Consider the following 17,025-nt stretch of genomic DNA (forward strand, 5'->3'; position numbering starts at 1 on the left):
ATTACATCCGGAAGACGCCGAAGCGGGTTTCAGGGATCGGCGCGTTCAGCGCCGCCGAGATGGACAGGCCCAGGACGTCGCGGGTCTGGGCCGGGTCGATGACGCCGTCGTCCCAGAGCCTCGCGGTGGCGAAGTAGGGATTGCCCTCGTCCTCGTACTTCTGGCGTATCGGCGCCTTGAAGGCCTCTTCCTCGTCCGGCGACCACTTGTCGGCGTCACGGTGGACGGTGGCGAGGACGCTGGCCGCCTGTTCACCGCCCATCACCGAGATCCGGCTGTTGGGCCAGGTCCACAGGAAGCGGGGCGAATAGGCCCGCCCGCACATGCCGTAGTTGCCCGCGCCGAAGGAGCCGCCGATCAGGACCGTGAACTTCGGGACCTCGACGGAGGCGACGGCGGTGACCAGCTTGGCGCCGTCCTTGGCGATGCCGCCCGCCTCGTAGCGGCCGCCGACCATGAAGCCCGAAATGTTCTGCAGGAAGACGAGTGGGATCTTTCGCTTTGCGGCCAGTTCGATGAAGTGGGCCCCCCTTCAGCGCGCTCTCCGAGAACAGCACGCCGTTGTTGGCGAGAATGGCGACAGGGAAGCCCCAGATGCGGGCGAAGCCGCAGACCAGCGTCGTGCCGTAGAGAGCCTTGAACTCGTCGAACTTCGAGCCGTCGACGATGCGGGCGATCACCTCGCGCACGTCGTAGGGCGCGCGCACGTCCGGCGGGACGATCCCGTAGAGCTCCTCCGGGTCGTAGGCGGGCGGCTCGGGCTCGGCGAGGGTGACGTCCACCTGCTTCGTCGTGTTCAGGTTGGCGACGATGTTGCGGACGATGCTGAGCGCGTGCTCGTCGTCCTGGGCCACATGGTCGACAACGCCCGAGCGGCGGCCATGGGTGTCGGCGCCGCCCAGCTCCTCCGCCGTAATCACCTCGCCCGTGGCGGCCTTCACCAGCGGCGGGCCGCCCAGGAAGATGGTGCCCTGGTTGCGGACGATGACGGTCTCGTCGCTCATCGCCGGGACGTAGGCGCCGCCGGCGGTGCACGACCCCATCACGCAGGCGATCTGGGCGATGCCCTCGGCGCTCATCCGCGCCTGGTTGAAGAAGATGCGGCCGAAGTGGTCGCGGTCGGGAAAGACCTCGGCCTGGTGCGGCAGGTTCGCCCCGCCGCTATCCACCAGATAGACGCAAGGCAGGCGGTTCTGCAGGGCGATTTCCTGCGCCCGCAGGTGCTTCTTTACGGTGACAGGGTAGTAGGCGCCGCCCTTCACCGTGGCGTCGTTGGCGACGATCATCACCTCGCGGCCCGACACCCGGCCGATGCCCGTGATCACGCCCGCGGCCGGGGCTTCGTCGCCGTACATGCCGTTCGCGGCCAGGCCGCCGACCTCCAGGAAGGGCGAGCCCGGGTCCAGCAGTCGCATCACCCGGTCGCGCGGCAGCAGCTTGCCGCGGCTGACGTGACGCTTGCGGCTGTCCTCCGAGCCGCCGAGGGCGGCGCTGGCGGAGCGCTGGCGGAGTTCCTCGACGAGGCCCTGGTTCACCCGCGCGTTGGCGGCGAACGCCTCGGACGCCGGGTCGACGGCGGTGGAGAGCTTCCTCATGCGGAGGTCTTCTGATCCCTCTTGCTTGGCCCGTGTTGTCGGGCGCCGGGCGAACTTCTGCAAGCACGGCATCGCTTTCGGCGAACTCTTTCGTGGATTTGCCGGCGCGCGGCAGGATCATTCCCGGATCGGCTCTCGCCGTGCAATGTTGTTGTCGCGCGGGGCGGCGGTCCGCATGGCTAGGCTGACGCAGGGTTGGCGTGGCAGAGAAGCGGCGTGACGACAGAAACCTTCCCAGAGATCCGCGAGGCGGTCCGCAAGCTGTGCGCCCGCTTCCCCGGCAGCTACTGGCGCGAGCTGGATCGCGACCGGGCCTATCCGGCCGAGTTCGTCCGCGCGCTCACCGAGGCGGGCTTCCTGTCGGTGCTGATCCCCGAGGAATATGGAGGGTCGGGCCTTGGCCTGAAGGCGGCGGCGGCGATTCTGGAGGAGGTTCACCGTTCGGGCTGCAACGGCGCGGCCTGCCACGCCCAGATGTACACCATGGGGACGGTCCTGAAGCACGGCAGCGCCGCGCAGAAGCAGGCCTATCTGCCGGGCGTCGCCTCGGGCGAGCTGCGGCTGCAGGCGTTCGGTGTCACCGAGCCCGACGCCGGCACCGACACCACCCGCATCACCACCTTCGCGAAAAAGGTGGGCGAAAAGTACGTCGTCAACGGCCGCAAGATCTGGATTTCCCGCGCCGAGCACTCGGACCTGATGGTCCTGCTCTGCCGCACCACGCCGCGCGACGAGGCGAAGAAGCCGTCGGACGGCATGAGCGTCCTGCTGGTCGACCTGCGCCAGGCGGTGGGGAACGGGCTCACCATCCGCCCGGTCAGGACCATGCTGAACCACGCGACCACCGAGCTCTTCTTCGAGGACCTCGAGGTGCCGGCCGAGAACCTGATCGGCCAGGAAGGCCAGGGCTTCCGCTACATCCTCGACGGCATGAACGCCGAGCGGATCCTGATCGCCTCGGAGTGCCTGGGCGACGCCCGTTTCTTCATCGACCGCGCCGGGCAGTACGCCCGGGAGCGGACGGTCTTCGGCCGGCCGATCGGCGAGAACCAGGGCGTGCAGTTCCCGCTCGCCCGCGCCTACGTCCAGATGACCCAGGCCGGCCTGATGGTCGACCACGCCGCGACCCTCTTCGAGGCTGGCGAACCATGCGGAACCGAGGCCAACATGGCCAAGCTGGTCGCCTCCGAGGCCTCCTGGTTCGCCGCCGACATGTGCCTGCAGACCCACGGCGGCTTCGGTTTCGCCGAAGAGTACGACATCGAGCGCAAGTTCCGGGAAACGCGGCTCTATCAGGTGGCGCCGATCTCGACGAACCTCATCCTCAGCCACGTGGCCACCCACGTGCTGGGCCAACCCAAGTCCTTCTGAACGCGAGCTTCCGAATGAGCTTCCAGACGATCAAGGTCGAGGACGCCGCGCCGGGCGTCAGGGTCATCGCCTTCAACCGGCCCGAGGTGGCCAATGCGTTGTCCACCAAGATGGGACGCGAGCTGCTGGAGGTCTGGAGCGGCCTCGCCAACGACCACAGCCTGCGCTGTGTGATCCTGCGCGGCGAGGGCAAACACTTCCAGGCCGGCGCGGACCTCAAGGAGCGCAACGGCATGACCGACGACGAATGGGCGGACCAGCACCGCCTGTTCGAGGCCATGATCCGCGCGCAGCTCGCCTGTCCCGTGCCGGTGATCGCCGCGGTCCATGGGGCGGCCATGGGCGGCGGGGCCGAGATGACGCTGGCCTGCGACTTCGCCTATGCCGCGGAAGGCGCCCGGTTCGGCCTGCCGGAGGCCAACCTCGGCATCCTGCCAGGCCTGGGCGGCGGGCCGCTGCTGGTCCGCGCCGTGGGGCCGCGCCGGGCGCTGGAGCTGATCACCACGGCCCAGCCGTTCAGCGCCGAGCAGGCGGCCGAGTGGGGCCTGGTCAATGGCGTCGTGGCTGCCGACCAGCTCATGTCGCATGTGCTGGAGATCGCCAAGACCATCGCCACGAAGGCGCCGCTGTCGGTGCGCGGCGCCAAGCAGATCGTCCATCGCGGTCAGGACCTCGACTTGCCGCACGCGATGAACTTCGAACTCGAGATCTACAACAAGCTCTTCACCACCCAGGACCGGCGCGAGGGCGTCGCCGCCTTCAACGAGAAGCGCACGCCCAGCTTCGAAGGGCGCTAGAACTTCCACGCACAGGTGACGCCGGCGACGGGACCCTGCTTACCCATCGCGTCGGCGCCGCCCGCGGCGCGCACCTTGCAACCCTTCGTGGGCTTGCGGGCGAGGTAGGGCAGGTCCTCCTCGGCGTAGCGGCCGGAGGGGTCGAGCTTCAGTCGCGCGCCCGCGGCCATGCGGATCGAAGGGTCGCCGGCGAGCCGTTGCTGGCAGCGCTCCCGGGCCTGGGGACTCAGTCGATCGAGATTCGCCGGGCGGCAGTCCAGCAGGCCACGCAGCGCCTGGCGCCCCGGCGTGTCGTCCACCGCGAAGGGCGCCGGTGCGGGCGCCTCGACGCCCGGCGGCGTGGGGCGGCTCGGACGTACTGTGATCTCGCGCTGCTGGCGGTCGCCCACTTCGGCGCGACGGGGCGGCGCGGGGCGCTCGCGCGGCGCGCGACTGGGCCAGGGCGTCAGTTCCACGACCATGACCGGCGGCTCGACCGTCGCCGGGCGCTCGCCCAGCCGCCAGGCGAACAGCAGGAAGAGGCCGACGTGCGCCGCGACCGAGGCGGCGATCGCCACGGCCCTGCCGGTCGGGCGGCCGTTCGGTCGTCTAAGCGTCGTCCCCAACAGTCGAGCTCTCCCGCCGGGATCACGCCGTTCGGCCGGTGTCGAAAAGAAGGCCGTGGCGCTCGACGTGAGTCTCTGCGTACCGTCGCCTCCATGAGGATGCCCGCGCCGGAGCCCGCGCTTCTCGCCCGCAAGGCCGAGATCGTCCGCGCGTTGAAGCGCATCGTTCCGGGCGAGGGCGTGGTCGCCGAACCTGAGGCGCTGGTCCCGTTCGAGTCCGACGGCCTTTCCGCCTATCGCCAGACGCCGCTGGCCGTGGTGCTGCCGGAGACGACGACGCAGGTCGCCGAGATCCTCAAGTGGTGTCAGGCCGAGGGCGTGAAGGTGGTGCCGCGTGGCGCCGGCACGTCGCTGTCCGGCGGCGCCCCTGCCGCTGGCCGACGGCATCGTGGTGGGGCTTTCGAAGTTCAACCGCATCCTCGAGGTCGACTACGAGAACCGCTGCGCGGTCGTGCAGCCGGGCGTCACGAACCTGGCGGTCACCCAGGCGGTGGAGGCCGAGGGCTTCTACTATGCGCCCGATCCATCCAGCCAGATCGCCTGCACCATCGGCGGCAACGTGGCGGAGAATTCGGGCGGAGTGCACTGCCTGAAGTACGGCCTGACGACCAACAACCTGCTGGGCTGCGAACTCGTGCTGATGAGCGGCGAGGTCGTGCGCCTGGGCGGCAAGGGCTTCGATGCGCCCGGCTACGACCTGCTGGGCGTGGTGACCGGGTCAGAGGGCCTGCTGGGCATCGTCACCGAGGTGACGGTCCGCATCCTGCCGAAGCCTGAGGCGGCCGCCGCCCTGCTGCTGGGCTTCCCGTCGGTGGAGGCCGCCGCCGCGACGGTGGGCGACATCATCGCCGCCGGCGTCATCCCGGCCGGGCTGGAGATGATGGACAATCCGGCGATCCGCGCCGCCGAAGCCTTCGTCCACGCAGGCTATCCTGTCGACGCCGCGGCCCTGCTGATCTGCGAACTGGACGGCCCCGAGGCCGAGTGCGCCGACCTCGCAGGTCACGTGCGGGCGCTGGCCGCCGCACGCGGCGCCGACTTCGTCCGCATCTCCCGGTCAGAACAGGAGCGGCTGGCCTTCTGGGCGGGGCGCAAGGCGGCGTTCCCGGCCGTGGGCCGCATCGCACCCGACTACTTCTGCATGGACGGCACCATCCCGCGCCGCCAACTGCCGAAGGTGCTCTCCGCGATCCACCAGATGGCCCAGAGCTTCGGCCTGGGCGTCGCCAACGTCTTCCACGCCGGCGACGGCAACCTGCATCCCTTGATCCTCTACGACGCCGACCAGCCCGGGCAGCTGGAGAAGGCCGAGGCCTTCGGCGCCGAGATCCTGAAGCTGTGCGTGGCTGTCGGCGGCGTGCTGACCGGCGAGCACGGCGTGGGCGTCGAGAAGCGCGACCTGATGGGCGAGATGTTCGACCCCACCGACCTCGCCTGCCAGCAGCGGGTGAAGTGCGCCTTCGACCCGTCCTCGCTGCTCAACCCCGGCAAGGTCTTCCCGACCCTGCACCGCTGCGCCGAGCTCGGCCGCATGCACGTGCACAAGGGGAAGGTCGCCTTCCCCGAGCTGCCGAGGTTCTGATGCTGGCGGCCGCCATCCCCGCCCGCCTGCCGACGAGCGCCGAGGAGGTGCAGGCCCTGATCGCCGAGACGTCGGCGCACGGTCGGCGGATCGAGGTGATCGGCGGCGGCACCAAGCGCTCGATCGCGCCCGTGACGGCCGACGTTACGCTGTCGCTCGCCGGCCTCGACAAGGTGATCGACTACGCCCCGGACGAGCTGGTGCTGACAGTCCAGGCGGGGGCCCGGCTGGCCGACCTCGAGAAGCTGGTGGCGAGCGAGGGGCAAATGCTGGCCTTCGAGCCGCCGCGTTGGACGAGCCTGCTGCGGAGCTCAGGCGCGCCGACGATCGGAGGGGCGCTGGCCGCCAACCTCTCCGGTCCGCGACGCATCCGCGCCGGGGCGGCGCGCGACCACTTCCTGGGCTTCTCGGCGGTGTCCGGCCGGGGCGAGGTGTTCAAGGCCGGCGGCAAGGTGGTGAAAAACGTCACCGGCTACGACCTGATGAAGCTGATGGCCGGCTCCTGGGGCACGCTGGCCGTCCTGACCGAGGTGACCATCAAGGTGCTGCCCGCGCCGCGCGAGGAGACGACGCTGCTGCTGTTCGGCCTCGCCGACGCCCGCGCGGTTCGGGCGATGACCCAGGCGCTGAACGGTCCGTTCGAGGTCTCGGCCGCCGCGCACCTGCCGCCGTTCGCGGCCGGGGCCGAGCTGGCGGTGACGGCGCTGCGGCTGGAAGGCTTCGAGGCCTCGGTCGCCGCCCGAGCCGAGCGCTTGATCGGGAGCCTGCGGCCCTTCGGCCGCGTCGAGCGGCTGGACGCGGCCCACTCGCGCGAGTTCTGGCGCGACGTCCGCGAAGTCAAAGCCTTCGCGGGCGACCCACGTCCGCTCTGGCGCGTGTCGGTCCCGCCAGCTCATGGATGGCGGATCGGCGCGGAGGTCGATGGTGACGTCCTGTATGACTGGGCGGGCGGCCTCGTCTGGCTCCTGACCGACGCCGACGCGCCGGCCGTGGACGTCGCAGCCGACGTCGCCGGCGGCCACGCCTACCGCCTACGTGGTTCCGGGCCCGTGGTCATGCCGTCGGCCGCACCCCTGGACGCATTGAACGCGCGGGTGAAAGCGGCCTTCGATCCATTGGAGGTGCTCAATCCCGGACGGAGCGTCCCATGAACGCAGTCCTGCCCGACGGCGACAGGGATCAAGCTCGCGCCGAGATCCGCCGATGCGTGCACTGCGGCTTCTGCACGGCGACCTGCCCGACCTACGTCCTGCTGGGGGGACGAGCGCGACAGCCCCCGCGGCCGCATCGAGCTGATGAAAGCCATGCTGGCCAGCGACCAGCCCCCCGACCAAGGCGGCCGTTACCCACATTGACCGATGCCTTTCATGCCTGTCCTGCGTCTCGACGTGCCCCTCGGGCGTCGACTACGGCAAGCTGATCGACCATGCGCGCAGTCACATCGAGGCGACCTACCGGCGGCCCTGGCCGGAGCGGCTGCTGCGGGCGGCGATCCCAGCGGTGCTGACCCGGCCCCGGCGGCTATCGCTGGCGCTGTTCCTCGGACGGCTGGCCAAACCGATCGAGCGCTTCCTGCCGGCGGAGCTCGCGGCGATGCGCCGGCTTGCGCCTGCCAAGGTGGGCCGTCGCGCCAAGCCGGGAGTCGTGATCCCGCAGGCTGGACGGCGCAGCCGCGTGGCCCTGCTGCAGGGGTGTGTCGAGCCCGCCATGACGCCGCAGGTCCGTGAGGCCGCCGTCCGTCTGCTCACCCGGGCCGGCTACGAGGTGGTGTTCGCAGAAGGTGAGGGCTGCTGCGGCGCGCTCTCGCAGCACATGGGGCGCACCGATGAGGCGCGGACGCTGGCGCGCGCCAACGCCGCTGCCTGGACCAAGGTCGGGGGCGTCGACGCCATCATCACCACCGCCGCCGGTTGCGGCACGATGTTGAAGGGCTACGACGCGGTGCTGGGCGCGGACGGCGCACCGGTGGCCGCCAAGGCCCGCGACATCCTGGAGTTCATCGCCGAGGCAGGCCTGCCGCAGGTCGCGAAGGCGTCCGGGGCCGTCCAGGGGCTGAAGGTCGCCTACCACGCCGCCTGTTCGCTGCAGCACGGCCAGCAGATCAAGACCGCGCCGCCGGCCCTGCTTCTCGAGGCCGGTTTCGACGTGCGGCCGATCGCCGAGGGCCACCTCTGCTGCGGCTCGGCAGGGACCTACAACATCCTGCAGCCTGAACTGGCCGCCCGGCTGCGAGATCGGAAGGCCGCCAACATCGCCCGCACCGGCGCCGAGGTGCTGGCCGCGGGCAACGTCGGCTGCATGGCTCAGCTGGCGCCCGCGCTCGACATGCCTGTTGTGCATCCAGTCGAGTTGCTGGACTGGGCGACGGGCGGACCGCGTCCCGCCGCGCTGACGCCGGATGCGCCGTTCCGGCCTCGCGCGGCGATGGTGCAGTCGGACTAGAGCTGTCCGTACAGGATCAGGCCGCTGAGGTCCGGCATCTGAGGCTCCCGAAGGAGGCGCTGGTCGAGGGGGCGGGCCTTCCGGCTGACCTTCCGGATGGGCCGCCGCATGGGTTTGCGGAAGCTTTGCATCTGTCGCTCCGAGTTTTGACGACGCCGCAAAATACCCAGGCTTGACCACAGGTTCCGGCGTCGCGGTCACGTTGATGCGAGCCGGGCCGACCCAACGTTTGAACAAGCTTCGCCGTCCGGCGTTCAGACCGCGATGGCCGTCCGACTTGCGCACGAAGAGAGTTACGCCCGCGGTCTCGCGCGGGCCGCGGCGGGCGCGGTGATCTTCGGCCTTCCGCTAATGATGACCATGGAGATGTGGCAGTTCGGCTTCCACATGGACCGCGGCCGCCTGGCGCTTTTCCTGCTCGTGCTGGCCCTCACCGTCTATGGCGTCGCCCGCTTCGCCGGCTTCCGCGACGACACCGACGCCACGGATGACCTCCTGGACGCCCTGGCGGCGCTCGCGGTCGGGTTCATCGTCTCCGCAGCGATGCTGGCGCTGTTCGGTCTGCTGACGCCCGGCACAGGTATGCGGGGAGGCAGTCGGCCTGATCGCGGTTCAGGCGGCGCCTGCGAGCTTTGGCGCGGTGCTGGCCAACAAGCAGCTTCGCGGGCGCGACGAGGGCGAGCAGAAGGAGGATCGCGCGGGCTATCTCGGCCAGCTATTCCTGATGGCCGCCGGGGCGCTGTTCTTCGCCTTCAACGTCGCGCCGACCGAGGAGATGATCCTGATCGGCTTCAAGATGACGCCCTGGCATGCGCTGGCGCTGATCGTCGTCACGCTCGTGATCCTGCACGCCCTGGTGTTCGCCGTGGGCTTCGCCGGGCAGGAGACGCATGAGCATCCCGTGCAGGCGTTATTCCACTTCACCCTGGCGGGCTATGGCATAGCCCTGCTGGTCAGCCTCTACATCCTCTGGACGTTCGGGCGGCTGGATCCGCCGCTCAGCGACGCCGTCCGCTCGGTGGTGGTGCTGTCCTTCCCCGCCGCGCTGGGCGCTGGCGTCGCCAGGCTGGTCGTCTGATGGCTCCCCGCCAGCCAGCTCGAAGGCCGGCTCGAAGGCCGCTCGCGGAGCGTACGCCGATCGCCGAATGGACCGCGGCGAGCCTTGGCCTGATGCTGACGCTTGCGACGCTGGGGTACTCCGCTTGGGAGGCGTTCACCGGCGACCGAGGGCCGCCTGCGCTGCAGGTGAAGGCCGAGCCGCCGGAGCGCCTCGCGGACGGGCACGTCGTGCCGCTCGTCGTGCGCAACACCAGCGACGCCACGGCGGCCTCGGTCGAGGTGCGCGGCGTCCTCGAGCAGGCCGGCCAGGTCGTGGAGGAGCGCCGCGCGCGCTTCGCCTATGTGCCGGGCAAGGGCGAGGCGCGGGGCGGGCTGGTCTTCGAGCGCGACCCCGCGGCCTTCACCCTCCGCGTGGCCCCGGAGGGCTACGAGGAGCCCTGAACGTCCGGCCTAGGCGACCATCCGGAACGTGTTGCGCAGGTACTCGACGAATGAGGGACTGACGCCTTCCTTGGCCAGGTATTCCGGGCTGACCGGAACCGGGACCTGGGCGAAGGCCGGGTCTCGGGCGAGTTCCGGGAAGTTGTGATGGAGGATGGCGGCGCGTCCGATCAGGACGTAGTCGGCGCCCTTGTCCAGCATCTCGCGGGCGATGGCGGCGGTGGTGATCTTGCCGGCCACGCCCAGCTTGACGTCGCCGCGATCCAGGTCGGTGAAGAACGACATCAAGGAGCGACCCTTGTGCTCTTCCTCGGCGGGCTCCTTGAAGACGTCCCACAGCGACATGTCGAGGTAGTCGATCTTGCCGTCGCGCAGGATCTGCTGAGCGACCTCGACGATCTCGGACAGCTTCAGGCCGAACCGCTCGGGCGAGAGGCGCAGGCCGAGCTGGAAGTTGGGGCCGGTGGCCTGGCGCACCCCATCGATCAGTTCGAAGAGGATGCGCGCGCGGTTCTCCAGGCTGCCGCCGTAGCGGTCGTCGCGCCGGTTGATCTCGGGCGAGAGGAACTGGGCCAGGATATAGCCGTGGGCGCCGTGCAGCTCGACGCCATCGAAGCCCGCCTTCTCGGCCCGGACGGCGGCGGCGATGAAGTCCTGCACGAGTTGCTCCACCTCGCCGGTGGTCAGGCCTCGGGCGCCGGTGTCGGGATCATCCGAAGCGCTGACCGGCTGGCCCACCAGGTCGGCGGGCGATCGGTTGCCGGCGTGGTGCAGCTGCACCGAGGATCGGCTGCCGGTGGCGTTGATGGCCGACGCCAGCCGCGTCAGGCCCTCCAGGTGCTGGTCGCCGAACACGCCCAGCTGGCCGGGAAAGCCCTGGCCCTGCGCCTGGACATGGGCGGCGCAGGTCATGGTCAGCCCGAAGCCGCCCTCGGCTCGAAGGGTGAGCCAGCGGAATTCGTCGTCCGACAGCGTACCGTCGGGGTGGCTCTGCTGGTTCGTCAGGGGCGCCAGCATGAAACGGTTCTTGAGCGGCTTGCCGTGCTTCAGCGGCAGCGGATCGAACAGGCTTTTCTCGGCCAAGGGATAGGTCTCCTTGAGGTTGCCCGCACCTAGCCTGCTGACGCGGCGTCCGCGCAAGCCAGGGTTTCTGGAGGGGCTTTCAGCGCGGCGGGGCGCGGCGTAGGGTGTGGGCTCCAGAACGGAGGTCCGTGCAATGAAGGCCTTATCCCTCGCCGCCGTCCTGCTGGCCCTCGGGGCCGTATCTGCGCAGGCCCACCATGGATGGGCCGGCTATTCCGACCAGGAAGGCTCGGTCTCCGGCGCGGTCATCTCGGCCGATCTCGGCTCGCCGCACGGCGTGATCAAGGTGCGCACGGCGCAGGGCGTATGGGATGTGATGCTGGCGCCGCCCGCCGCCATCCAGCGGTCGGGCCTGACCCTTCAGGCGATACCGGCCGGAACCCAGGTGACGGCGCGCGGCCACAAGCGCATCGACGGCGGCTCCGAGATCAAGACGGAGCGGCTGGTCGTCGGCGACCGGACCTACGACCTCTATCCGGCGCGCCAATAGGCTCAGCGCATCTCGGCGATCCACTGCCGGACCAGAGCCAGGCCTTCCTCGTGGGTTACCGAACGCCCGAGCTCCGGCATCATCACGCCAGGCTCGTCCGAGGCCATGCGGTGGACGAGGATCGAGGCGTCCGGCTTGCCGGGCGCGATGGCCACTTCCAGCCCGCCTGAGCCGCGGCCCGCCGCCACCGGACGCTTGCCGAACCCGAGGGCCGGGCCTTCGGGCTGCTCCCACTGCAGGAAGAGGCCGCTGTTGGAGGCGATGGCGTTCGGGTGGTGGCAATGAGCGCAGTTGGCGTCGAGATAGGCCCGGGCGCGCGCCGCCACCGGCTCCGCCGGGTCGTCCCACCGCGCGATGCGGGGCGTCCGGGCCGGCGCAGGGGCTCCGCTGAGCAGGCCGGCCGTGGTCCAGTGCACGATCTGGTTCCGCCGGCCCGAGGCATAGGTGAAGTCGCCGTTCAGATTGCGCGCCTTGGGCCCGAGCGGGCTGATCGCCTTGTCGAGCTGGTGGCACTCCTTGCACTGGTTCTGGTTGGGGACGGCGTAGTCGATAGACCGCGTCCGGCCTTGGGGATCGATCACCTCGACGGGGATCCGTGCTCCGGCGCGCTTCAGCACAGCGTCGGTCTGTTCGGGATTCCAGACATAGGCCTGGGCGACCCATCCGTCGGCCTTGCGGATCAGCAGGCGGGTCTCCAGCGAGCGGACCCTTTCGTCCGGCCGGCGCAGGTCCGCCGGATAGGCGAAGGTCTTCACCAGCACCGCGCCGACCGGGAAATCGAAGCTCCCCTCGGCGCGGTAGGTGGCCTTCGCCCCCGGCGGCAGCCCGACGAACCGGTACTTTTCAGCGTAGTCGCTGAACAGCGGCGTGTTCAGCGCATAGGGCGTCAGTCCGGGGCCTGCCGCGCGGCCGCCGTCCTTCAGCGGCAGGCGGTAGTCCGAGAGCTTCGGCGCAGGACTGTCGGCGACGAGCCGGGTGTAGTCGGGGCCGGGCACGGGCGCCGCCCCCAGGCAGAGGAGCGCGGCGAGACCCGCCGCCAGACGCCGCATCGGCTCAGGCTCCGAGGTCTGCCTGGCGCTTGGGTAGGACCACGGCAGGCGGCTCGGGCGCTGCGGTGTCACCGACGGTCGGCAACACCTGCGGCCTGGCCTTGGCCAATTCGCCGGGTGACGGCAGGTTGAGGTTCATCACCGGCCCGTCGAGAAGCCGCACCTTTGCCGTCTCGCCGCCGTTCCAGGTCACCACTCCGTCCCACAACACGGGCGGGATCGAGCCGCCGCCCACCAGCGCCAGCAGCTTGCCGCCGTCGAACTGCGGGTCCCAGCCGTTCCGGCCGAGCTTGTTGTCGCGGACCACCACGTCGCGCGGCAGCGGGTTGTAGGTCTTGTCGTCGAATTTCTCGGTGTAGCTGACCAGCATCACCGCGGCCGATTGGTTGGCGTCCAGCTCGTTCTCGAAGACATGGACGTTGCGGTTGGCCATCACCATCACCCCGGTGCCGGTCGGCACGCTGGCGACGATGTTGCCCTTGGGCGCGAAGTTGGCGGTGTCGTTCTGGACCACCTTGTTGCGGAACACCCGGGTGGAGTGACCGCCCATCTGCGGCAGGTTCGGCAGGTCGAACACCAGAATTCCGCCGGCGTTCCGGGTCGCCACGTTGTCGAAGACGTCGGCGTTGTACGAGTTCTCGATCTCGATGCCAGCGACATTGAATTCGGCCCGGCTGCGCTTGACCACGATGTTCTTCGACTGGCCCACATAGATGCCGGCGTCCGAGGCGCCCTTCACCACCACGCGGTCGATCAGGACGTTCGTCGACGTCACCGGATAGACGCCGTAGGCGCCGTTCTTCTCGTTTGGCCCGCCGGTCCATTCCACGCGGACATTGACGAAGCTGATCTGGTCCGAGCCCTTGGCCTTGATGCCGTCGCCGCGGGTGTCCTCGACGGCGAAGTCGCGGACGGTGACCTTGTCGGAGGTGATCAGCAGGCCCTCGCCGGCGCCCTTTTGCCCCCTGAACGACAGTACGGTGGCCTCGGGCCCCGCGCCCTTCACCGTCACGTCGTCCACGTCCAGCGACAGGCCGTCGGTCAGGTCGAAGCGGCCGGCGCCCAGCTGCACCACGTCGCCGGGCTTCGCGTCGAGGAGAGCGGTCTGCAGGCGTTCCTGGGCGTCCGGACCGGCGGCCACCGCAATCGTCTTGGCCTGAGCGGCCCCTGCACCCAACGCGAACGCCATCGCCATCGGCGCGCAGGCGGTCATCATCCGGATCATGTCAGCTCCCTCCGTCTCGCCGGCGTCGTGACGCGCCGTTCAACTTTGGAAGTGACGTCGTTCCGCAAGCCGATGCAAGCCCTCAGGCGGCCGTCGTGCTCTTCGCCACATAGGCGTCGATGTCGGCCACGTGCCGCGCGACGGCTTCCGGCCCGAGGAAGGCGCCGGTGAAGCTGTTCTTGGCGAGCGTCACCAGCTCGTCGCGGGTCAGGCCGACGGCTTCCGCGGTTTCGGTCCAGTTCTGCGCGAGGTAGCCGCCGAAGTAGGCGGGGTCGTCCGAGTTGATGGTGGCCTTCAGACCGAGCGCCAGCATGCGCTTCAGCGGGTGCCGCTTGAGCTCGTCGACGACGCAGAGCTTCAGGTTCGACAGCGGGCAAACCGTCAGCGTCATGCCTTCCGCCACCAGCCTGCGGACCAGCGCCTCGTCCTCGAGCGCCCGGTTGCCGTGGTCGATGCGGTCGACGCCCAGGACATCCAGGGCTTCCCAGACATACTCCGGAGGACCCTCCTCACCGGCGTGGGCCACCAGCTTCAGGCCCCGCTCGCGAGCCGCCTTGAACACCTTGGCGAATTTCGAGGGCGGATGGCCGACCTCGGAGGAGTCGAGGCCGACCCCGAGGATCCGGTCCAGATAGGGCTCGGCCGCCTTCAGGGTGGCGAAGGCGGCGTCCTCGTCCAGATGGCGCAGGAAGCAGAGGATCAGGCTGGAGCTCATGCCGAACTCGCGCTCGGCCTGAGCCATTCCCGCGAGCAGGCCGTCGGCGACCACCTGGAAGGGGATCCCGCGGTCGGTATGGGTCTGGGGATCGAAGAACAGCTCCACGTGCCGGGCGCCGTCGGCGGCGACGCGGCCGAAGTAGGCGAGCGCCAGGTCGCGGAAATCCTCTTCCGTCTGCAGCACGCCCGCGCCCTGGTAGTAGATGTCCAGGAAGTCCTGCAGGTTCGAGAAGGCGTAGGCGGCGCGCACCTCCTCCACCGACCTGAACGGCAAGGCCACGCGGTTGCGCCTGGCGAACTCGAACATCTGCTCGGGCTCGAGGCTGCCCTCGATATGCAGGTGGAGCTCGGCCTTCGGAAGGCCGCGGATGAAGTCGGCGAGCGCAGTCATGCCGGGAGCATCCTCCCTTCCGCGAGTGGGTCAAGCGCAACCTTAAGGCGCGCGGCGGCCGGAACGCCGTCCGCCACCCCGGCGTTCGCCAGCCGATGGACCTCGACCGTTTGCCCGGCTTCGTGCTGTTCGCCATCGGCCGCACGCCGGTGACGCTCGGCGGCATCGTGGCGGGCCTGGCGGTGATCCTGGCCGGCATGCTCATCGCCCGGCTGGTGGGCGGGGGCCTCCGCCGGCTGCGCGGCCGCGCCCGGCACGGCGCCGCCGCCCTCTACATCGTCGAGAAGCTGGTCACCTATGGCGTCGTCCTGATCGCCATCATCGCCGGCCTTTCGACAGTCGGGCTGAACCTGTCGTCGCTCGCCGTGTTCGCGGGCGCCGTCGGCGTCGGCATCGGTCTGGGCCTACAGGGCGTGGTGAAGGAGTTCGTCTCGGGGCTGGTGCTGATCTTCGACCGTTCGCTGAGCGTCGGCGACTTCGTCGAGCTCGAGGATGGCAAGCGCGGCGTCGTGCAGGAGGTGGGCCCGCGCGCCGTGCGGATCCGCACCAACGACAACATCGACCTCGTGATCCCCAACTCGAAGTTCATCGAGGGGCCGGTGGTGAACTGGACGCTGCGGGGGCACACGCGCCGGATCCACATACCCTTCACCGTGGGCTACGGCTGCAACCGGGAGAAGGTCCGCGACGTCGTGCTGGAGGCTGCGCGCAGCGTGCCGTTCACCCTGCCCGAGACCGACACCGAGAAAAGCCAGGTCTGGATGACCGGCTTCGGGGCGTCGGGCCTCAACTTCGAGCTGGTCGTCTGGCCGACCCTGGAAGCGGTCAAGCGGCCGGGCGCGATGCACGCGGCCTACACCTGGGCGATCGCCGAGGGGCTCGAGCAGGCCGGCATCGAGATTCCCTTCCCGCAGATGGACGTCCGTCTCCGCAGCCTGTTCGGCCAGGAGGGCGAGGCGGCGCGGCGCGCGCTGCGGCTCGAACAGCCGTCGAACGAGGCTCAGGCGACCGAACCCGCGTCGCACACCGTCAACGATGCGGCGGAGGACCTCGCCCGTCCCTTCGCCGGGTCCGGCGAGGACCGGCCGCTGTACGACGATCCCGACCCGCGGACCTGAGATCGGCCGCCATACCGCCGCTTGAGGTCGACGGGCCGTCCAGGATCGGTGAGAAGGGGCGTCCGATGGCCCCGACGCTCTCCGCCCGTTTCGAGCGCCTGCCGCTCCGCGCGCCGTTCCGCATATCGCGCGGCGTGAAGACCCATGCCGAGGTGGTGGTGGTCGAGCTGTCGGACGGCGGTCTCACCGGCCGCGGCGAATGCGTTCCCTATGCACGTTATGACGAGACGCCCGGCAAGGTGATGGCGGCCTTGCGTGGGGACCCGGAGATGTTGATCGACTCCCTGCCGCCGGGGGCGGCGCGCAACGGCCTGGACTGCGCCTTCTGGGACCTGCTCGCCAAGCGCGAAGGCGAGGCGGTGTTCGACATGCTGGGCCGCATGCCGCCCGAGCCTGTCCCATCCGCGGTGACCATCAGCCTGGATGCGCCCGGCGGCATGGCCGAGGCCGCGGCGGCGGCCCGCGAGGCGCCGTTGCTGAAGGTGAAGCTCTCCGCCGACCGGCCGGCCGAGCGGCTGCTGGCGGTCGCCGAAGCCGCGCCCGCCGCCCGTCTCATCGTCGATCCCAACGAGAGCTGGACGCTGGACATCCTCAAGGCGATGGAAGCGCCCATCGCGCGCTGCGGGGTGGTCCTGGTGGAGCAGCCGCTGCCCGCGGGCCGGGACGCCGCCTTGGAAGGCCTGAGCTACCCCGCGCCCATCTGCGCCGACGAGAGCGTCCATACCCGCGAGGACTTGCCGGCCGTGCTTCGCCGCTACCAGGCGGTGAACGTGAAGCTCGACAAGGCCGGCGGCCTGACCGAGGCCGTGGCGCTGGCGCAAGCCGCCCGCGCCGAGGGCCTCTCGCTGATGGTGGGCTGCATGGTGGCCAGCTCGCTCGCCATCGCGCCCGCCTTCGTCCTGGCCGGCGAGGCGGACTTCATCGACCTGGACGGGCCGTGGTGGATCGCCGGCGACAGGCCCGGCGGCTGCCGCTTCGAGCGGGGCGTGCTCCATCCGCCACAGCCAGGCTTCTGGGGCGATCCGTCGCCTGCCGGTTGAGTTGACAGCTTGAGCGCATC

The 17,025-nt window shown here is 70.1% G+C and carries 16 protein-coding genes and 3 pseudogenes; 13 read left to right on the forward strand and 6 right to left on the reverse strand.

Going from position 1 to position 17,025, the window contains the following annotated elements; translation table 11 throughout:
* Position 1: 1 nt before the first annotated feature.
* Positions 2 to 1,595, reverse strand: a pseudogene (locus LRS10_RS10260) (carboxyl transferase domain-containing protein).
* Positions 1,596 to 1,811: 216 nt separating this feature from the next.
* On the opposite strand from LRS10_RS10260, the gene LRS10_RS10265 reads away from it, so the two are divergent.
* On the forward strand, positions 1,812 to 2,966 hold the full coding sequence (locus tag LRS10_RS10265; RefSeq protein WP_257837168.1) for an acyl-CoA dehydrogenase family protein: 1,155 nt from the start codon (positions 1,812 to 1,814) through the stop codon (positions 2,964 to 2,966).
* 14 nt (positions 2,967 to 2,980) lie between these two features.
* On the forward strand, positions 2,981 to 3,763 hold the full coding sequence (locus LRS10_RS10270; RefSeq protein WP_257837169.1) for an enoyl-CoA hydratase/isomerase family protein: 783 nt from the start codon (positions 2,981 to 2,983) through the stop codon (positions 3,761 to 3,763).
* Here the strand turns inward: LRS10_RS10270 and LRS10_RS10275 are convergent.
* Positions 3,760 to 4,368 (reverse strand): hypothetical protein, encoded by a 609-nt coding sequence (locus tag LRS10_RS10275; protein ID WP_257837170.1) that lies wholly within the window; start codon positions 4,366 to 4,368, stop codon positions 3,760 to 3,762. The genes LRS10_RS10270 and LRS10_RS10275 overlap by 4 nt on opposite strands.
* Positions 4,369 to 4,467: 99 nt before the next feature.
* On the opposite strand from LRS10_RS10275, the pseudogene LRS10_RS25075 reads away from it, so the two are divergent.
* From LRS10_RS25075 to LRS10_RS10305, 8 genes and pseudogenes are all read left to right on the forward strand, one after another.
* Positions 4,468 to 4,677, forward strand: a pseudogene (locus tag LRS10_RS25075) (FAD-binding oxidoreductase); the annotation flags it as partial.
* Between the two features lie 25 nt (positions 4,678 to 4,702).
* Positions 4,703 to 5,950: an FAD-linked oxidase C-terminal domain-containing protein gene (locus LRS10_RS10280; RefSeq protein WP_257837171.1), complete on the forward strand. Its 1,248-nt coding sequence runs from the start codon at positions 4,703 to 4,705 to the stop codon at positions 5,948 to 5,950.
* Positions 5,950 to 7,101: a glycolate oxidase subunit GlcE gene (gene glcE, locus LRS10_RS10285; RefSeq protein WP_257837172.1), complete on the forward strand. Its 1,152-nt coding sequence runs from the start codon at positions 5,950 to 5,952 to the stop codon at positions 7,099 to 7,101. Before LRS10_RS10280 ends, glcE begins: the two co-directional genes overlap by 1 nt.
* Positions 7,098 to 7,370, forward strand: coding sequence for a 4Fe-4S dicluster domain-containing protein (locus LRS10_RS25080; protein ID WP_374569750.1), 273 nt, complete (start codon positions 7,098 to 7,100; stop codon positions 7,368 to 7,370). The genes glcE and LRS10_RS25080 overlap by 4 nt, the downstream gene beginning before the upstream one ends.
* A gap of 80 nt (positions 7,371 to 7,450) precedes the next feature.
* Positions 7,451 to 8,392, forward strand: a complete 942-nt coding sequence (locus tag LRS10_RS10290; protein WP_257837173.1) for a heterodisulfide reductase-related iron-sulfur binding cluster — start codon at positions 7,451 to 7,453, stop codon at positions 8,390 to 8,392.
* A gap of 366 nt (positions 8,393 to 8,758) precedes the next feature.
* Positions 8,759 to 8,914 (forward strand): annotated as a pseudogene (locus LRS10_RS10295) (DUF2391 family protein); the annotation flags it as partial.
* Between the two features lie 118 nt (positions 8,915 to 9,032).
* Positions 9,033 to 9,470: a TIGR02587 family membrane protein gene (locus tag LRS10_RS10300; protein ID WP_257837174.1), complete on the forward strand. Its 438-nt coding sequence runs from the start codon at positions 9,033 to 9,035 to the stop codon at positions 9,468 to 9,470.
* Positions 9,471 to 9,562: 92 nt separating this feature from the next.
* On the forward strand, positions 9,563 to 9,892 hold the full coding sequence (locus LRS10_RS10305; RefSeq protein ID WP_257837175.1) for a hypothetical protein: 330 nt from the start codon (positions 9,563 to 9,565) through the stop codon (positions 9,890 to 9,892).
* 9 nt (positions 9,893 to 9,901) lie between these two features.
* Here LRS10_RS10305 and LRS10_RS10310 read toward each other — a convergent pair whose 3' ends face one another.
* Positions 9,902 to 10,975, reverse strand: a complete 1,074-nt coding sequence (locus LRS10_RS10310; protein WP_257837176.1) for an NADH:flavin oxidoreductase — start codon at positions 10,973 to 10,975, stop codon at positions 9,902 to 9,904.
* 133 nt (positions 10,976 to 11,108) lie between these two features.
* On the opposite strand from LRS10_RS10310, the gene LRS10_RS10315 reads away from it, so the two are divergent.
* Positions 11,109 to 11,465 (forward strand): DUF6152 family protein, encoded by a 357-nt coding sequence (locus LRS10_RS10315; protein ID WP_257837177.1) that lies wholly within the window; start codon positions 11,109 to 11,111, stop codon positions 11,463 to 11,465.
* 2 nt (positions 11,466 to 11,467) lie between these two features.
* On the opposite strand, the gene LRS10_RS10320 is transcribed toward LRS10_RS10315, so the two are convergent.
* The 3 genes from LRS10_RS10320 to LRS10_RS10330 all read right to left on the reverse strand — a co-directional run bounded on the left by LRS10_RS10320 (position 11,468) and on the right by LRS10_RS10330 (position 14,847).
* The gene (locus tag LRS10_RS10320; RefSeq protein ID WP_257837178.1) at positions 11,468 to 12,514 is read right to left on the reverse strand and encodes an SO2930 family diheme c-type cytochrome; all 1,047 of its coding nucleotides are present in this window, start codon (positions 12,512 to 12,514) and stop codon (positions 11,468 to 11,470) included.
* 4 nt (positions 12,515 to 12,518) lie between these two features.
* The gene (locus LRS10_RS10325) at positions 12,519 to 13,739 is read right to left on the reverse strand and encodes a parallel beta-helix domain-containing protein (protein ID WP_257837179.1); all 1,221 of its coding nucleotides are present in this window, start codon (positions 13,737 to 13,739) and stop codon (positions 12,519 to 12,521) included.
* Positions 13,740 to 13,821: 82 nt separating this feature from the next.
* Positions 13,822 to 14,847, reverse strand: a complete 1,026-nt coding sequence (locus LRS10_RS10330; protein WP_257837180.1) for an adenosine deaminase — start codon at positions 14,845 to 14,847, stop codon at positions 13,822 to 13,824.
* Between the two features lie 95 nt (positions 14,848 to 14,942).
* Here LRS10_RS10330 and LRS10_RS10335 point away from each other — a divergent pair, with 95 nt between their 5' ends.
* Both LRS10_RS10335 and dgcA read left to right on the forward strand, forming a co-directional pair.
* Complete coding sequence (locus LRS10_RS10335; RefSeq protein WP_257837181.1) at positions 14,943 to 15,965, forward strand: mechanosensitive ion channel family protein; 1,023 nt, start codon at positions 14,943 to 14,945, stop codon at positions 15,963 to 15,965.
* Positions 15,966 to 16,030: 65 nt separating this feature from the next.
* Positions 16,031 to 17,005, forward strand: a complete 975-nt coding sequence (gene dgcA, locus LRS10_RS10340; RefSeq protein WP_257837182.1) for an N-acetyl-D-Glu racemase DgcA — start codon at positions 16,031 to 16,033, stop codon at positions 17,003 to 17,005.
* The last annotated feature ends 20 nt before the right edge of the window (positions 17,006 to 17,025 follow it).

The organism is Phenylobacterium sp. J426 (genome assembly GCF_024699945.1).
Lineage (GTDB): Bacteria > Pseudomonadota > Alphaproteobacteria > Caulobacterales > Caulobacteraceae > Phenylobacterium.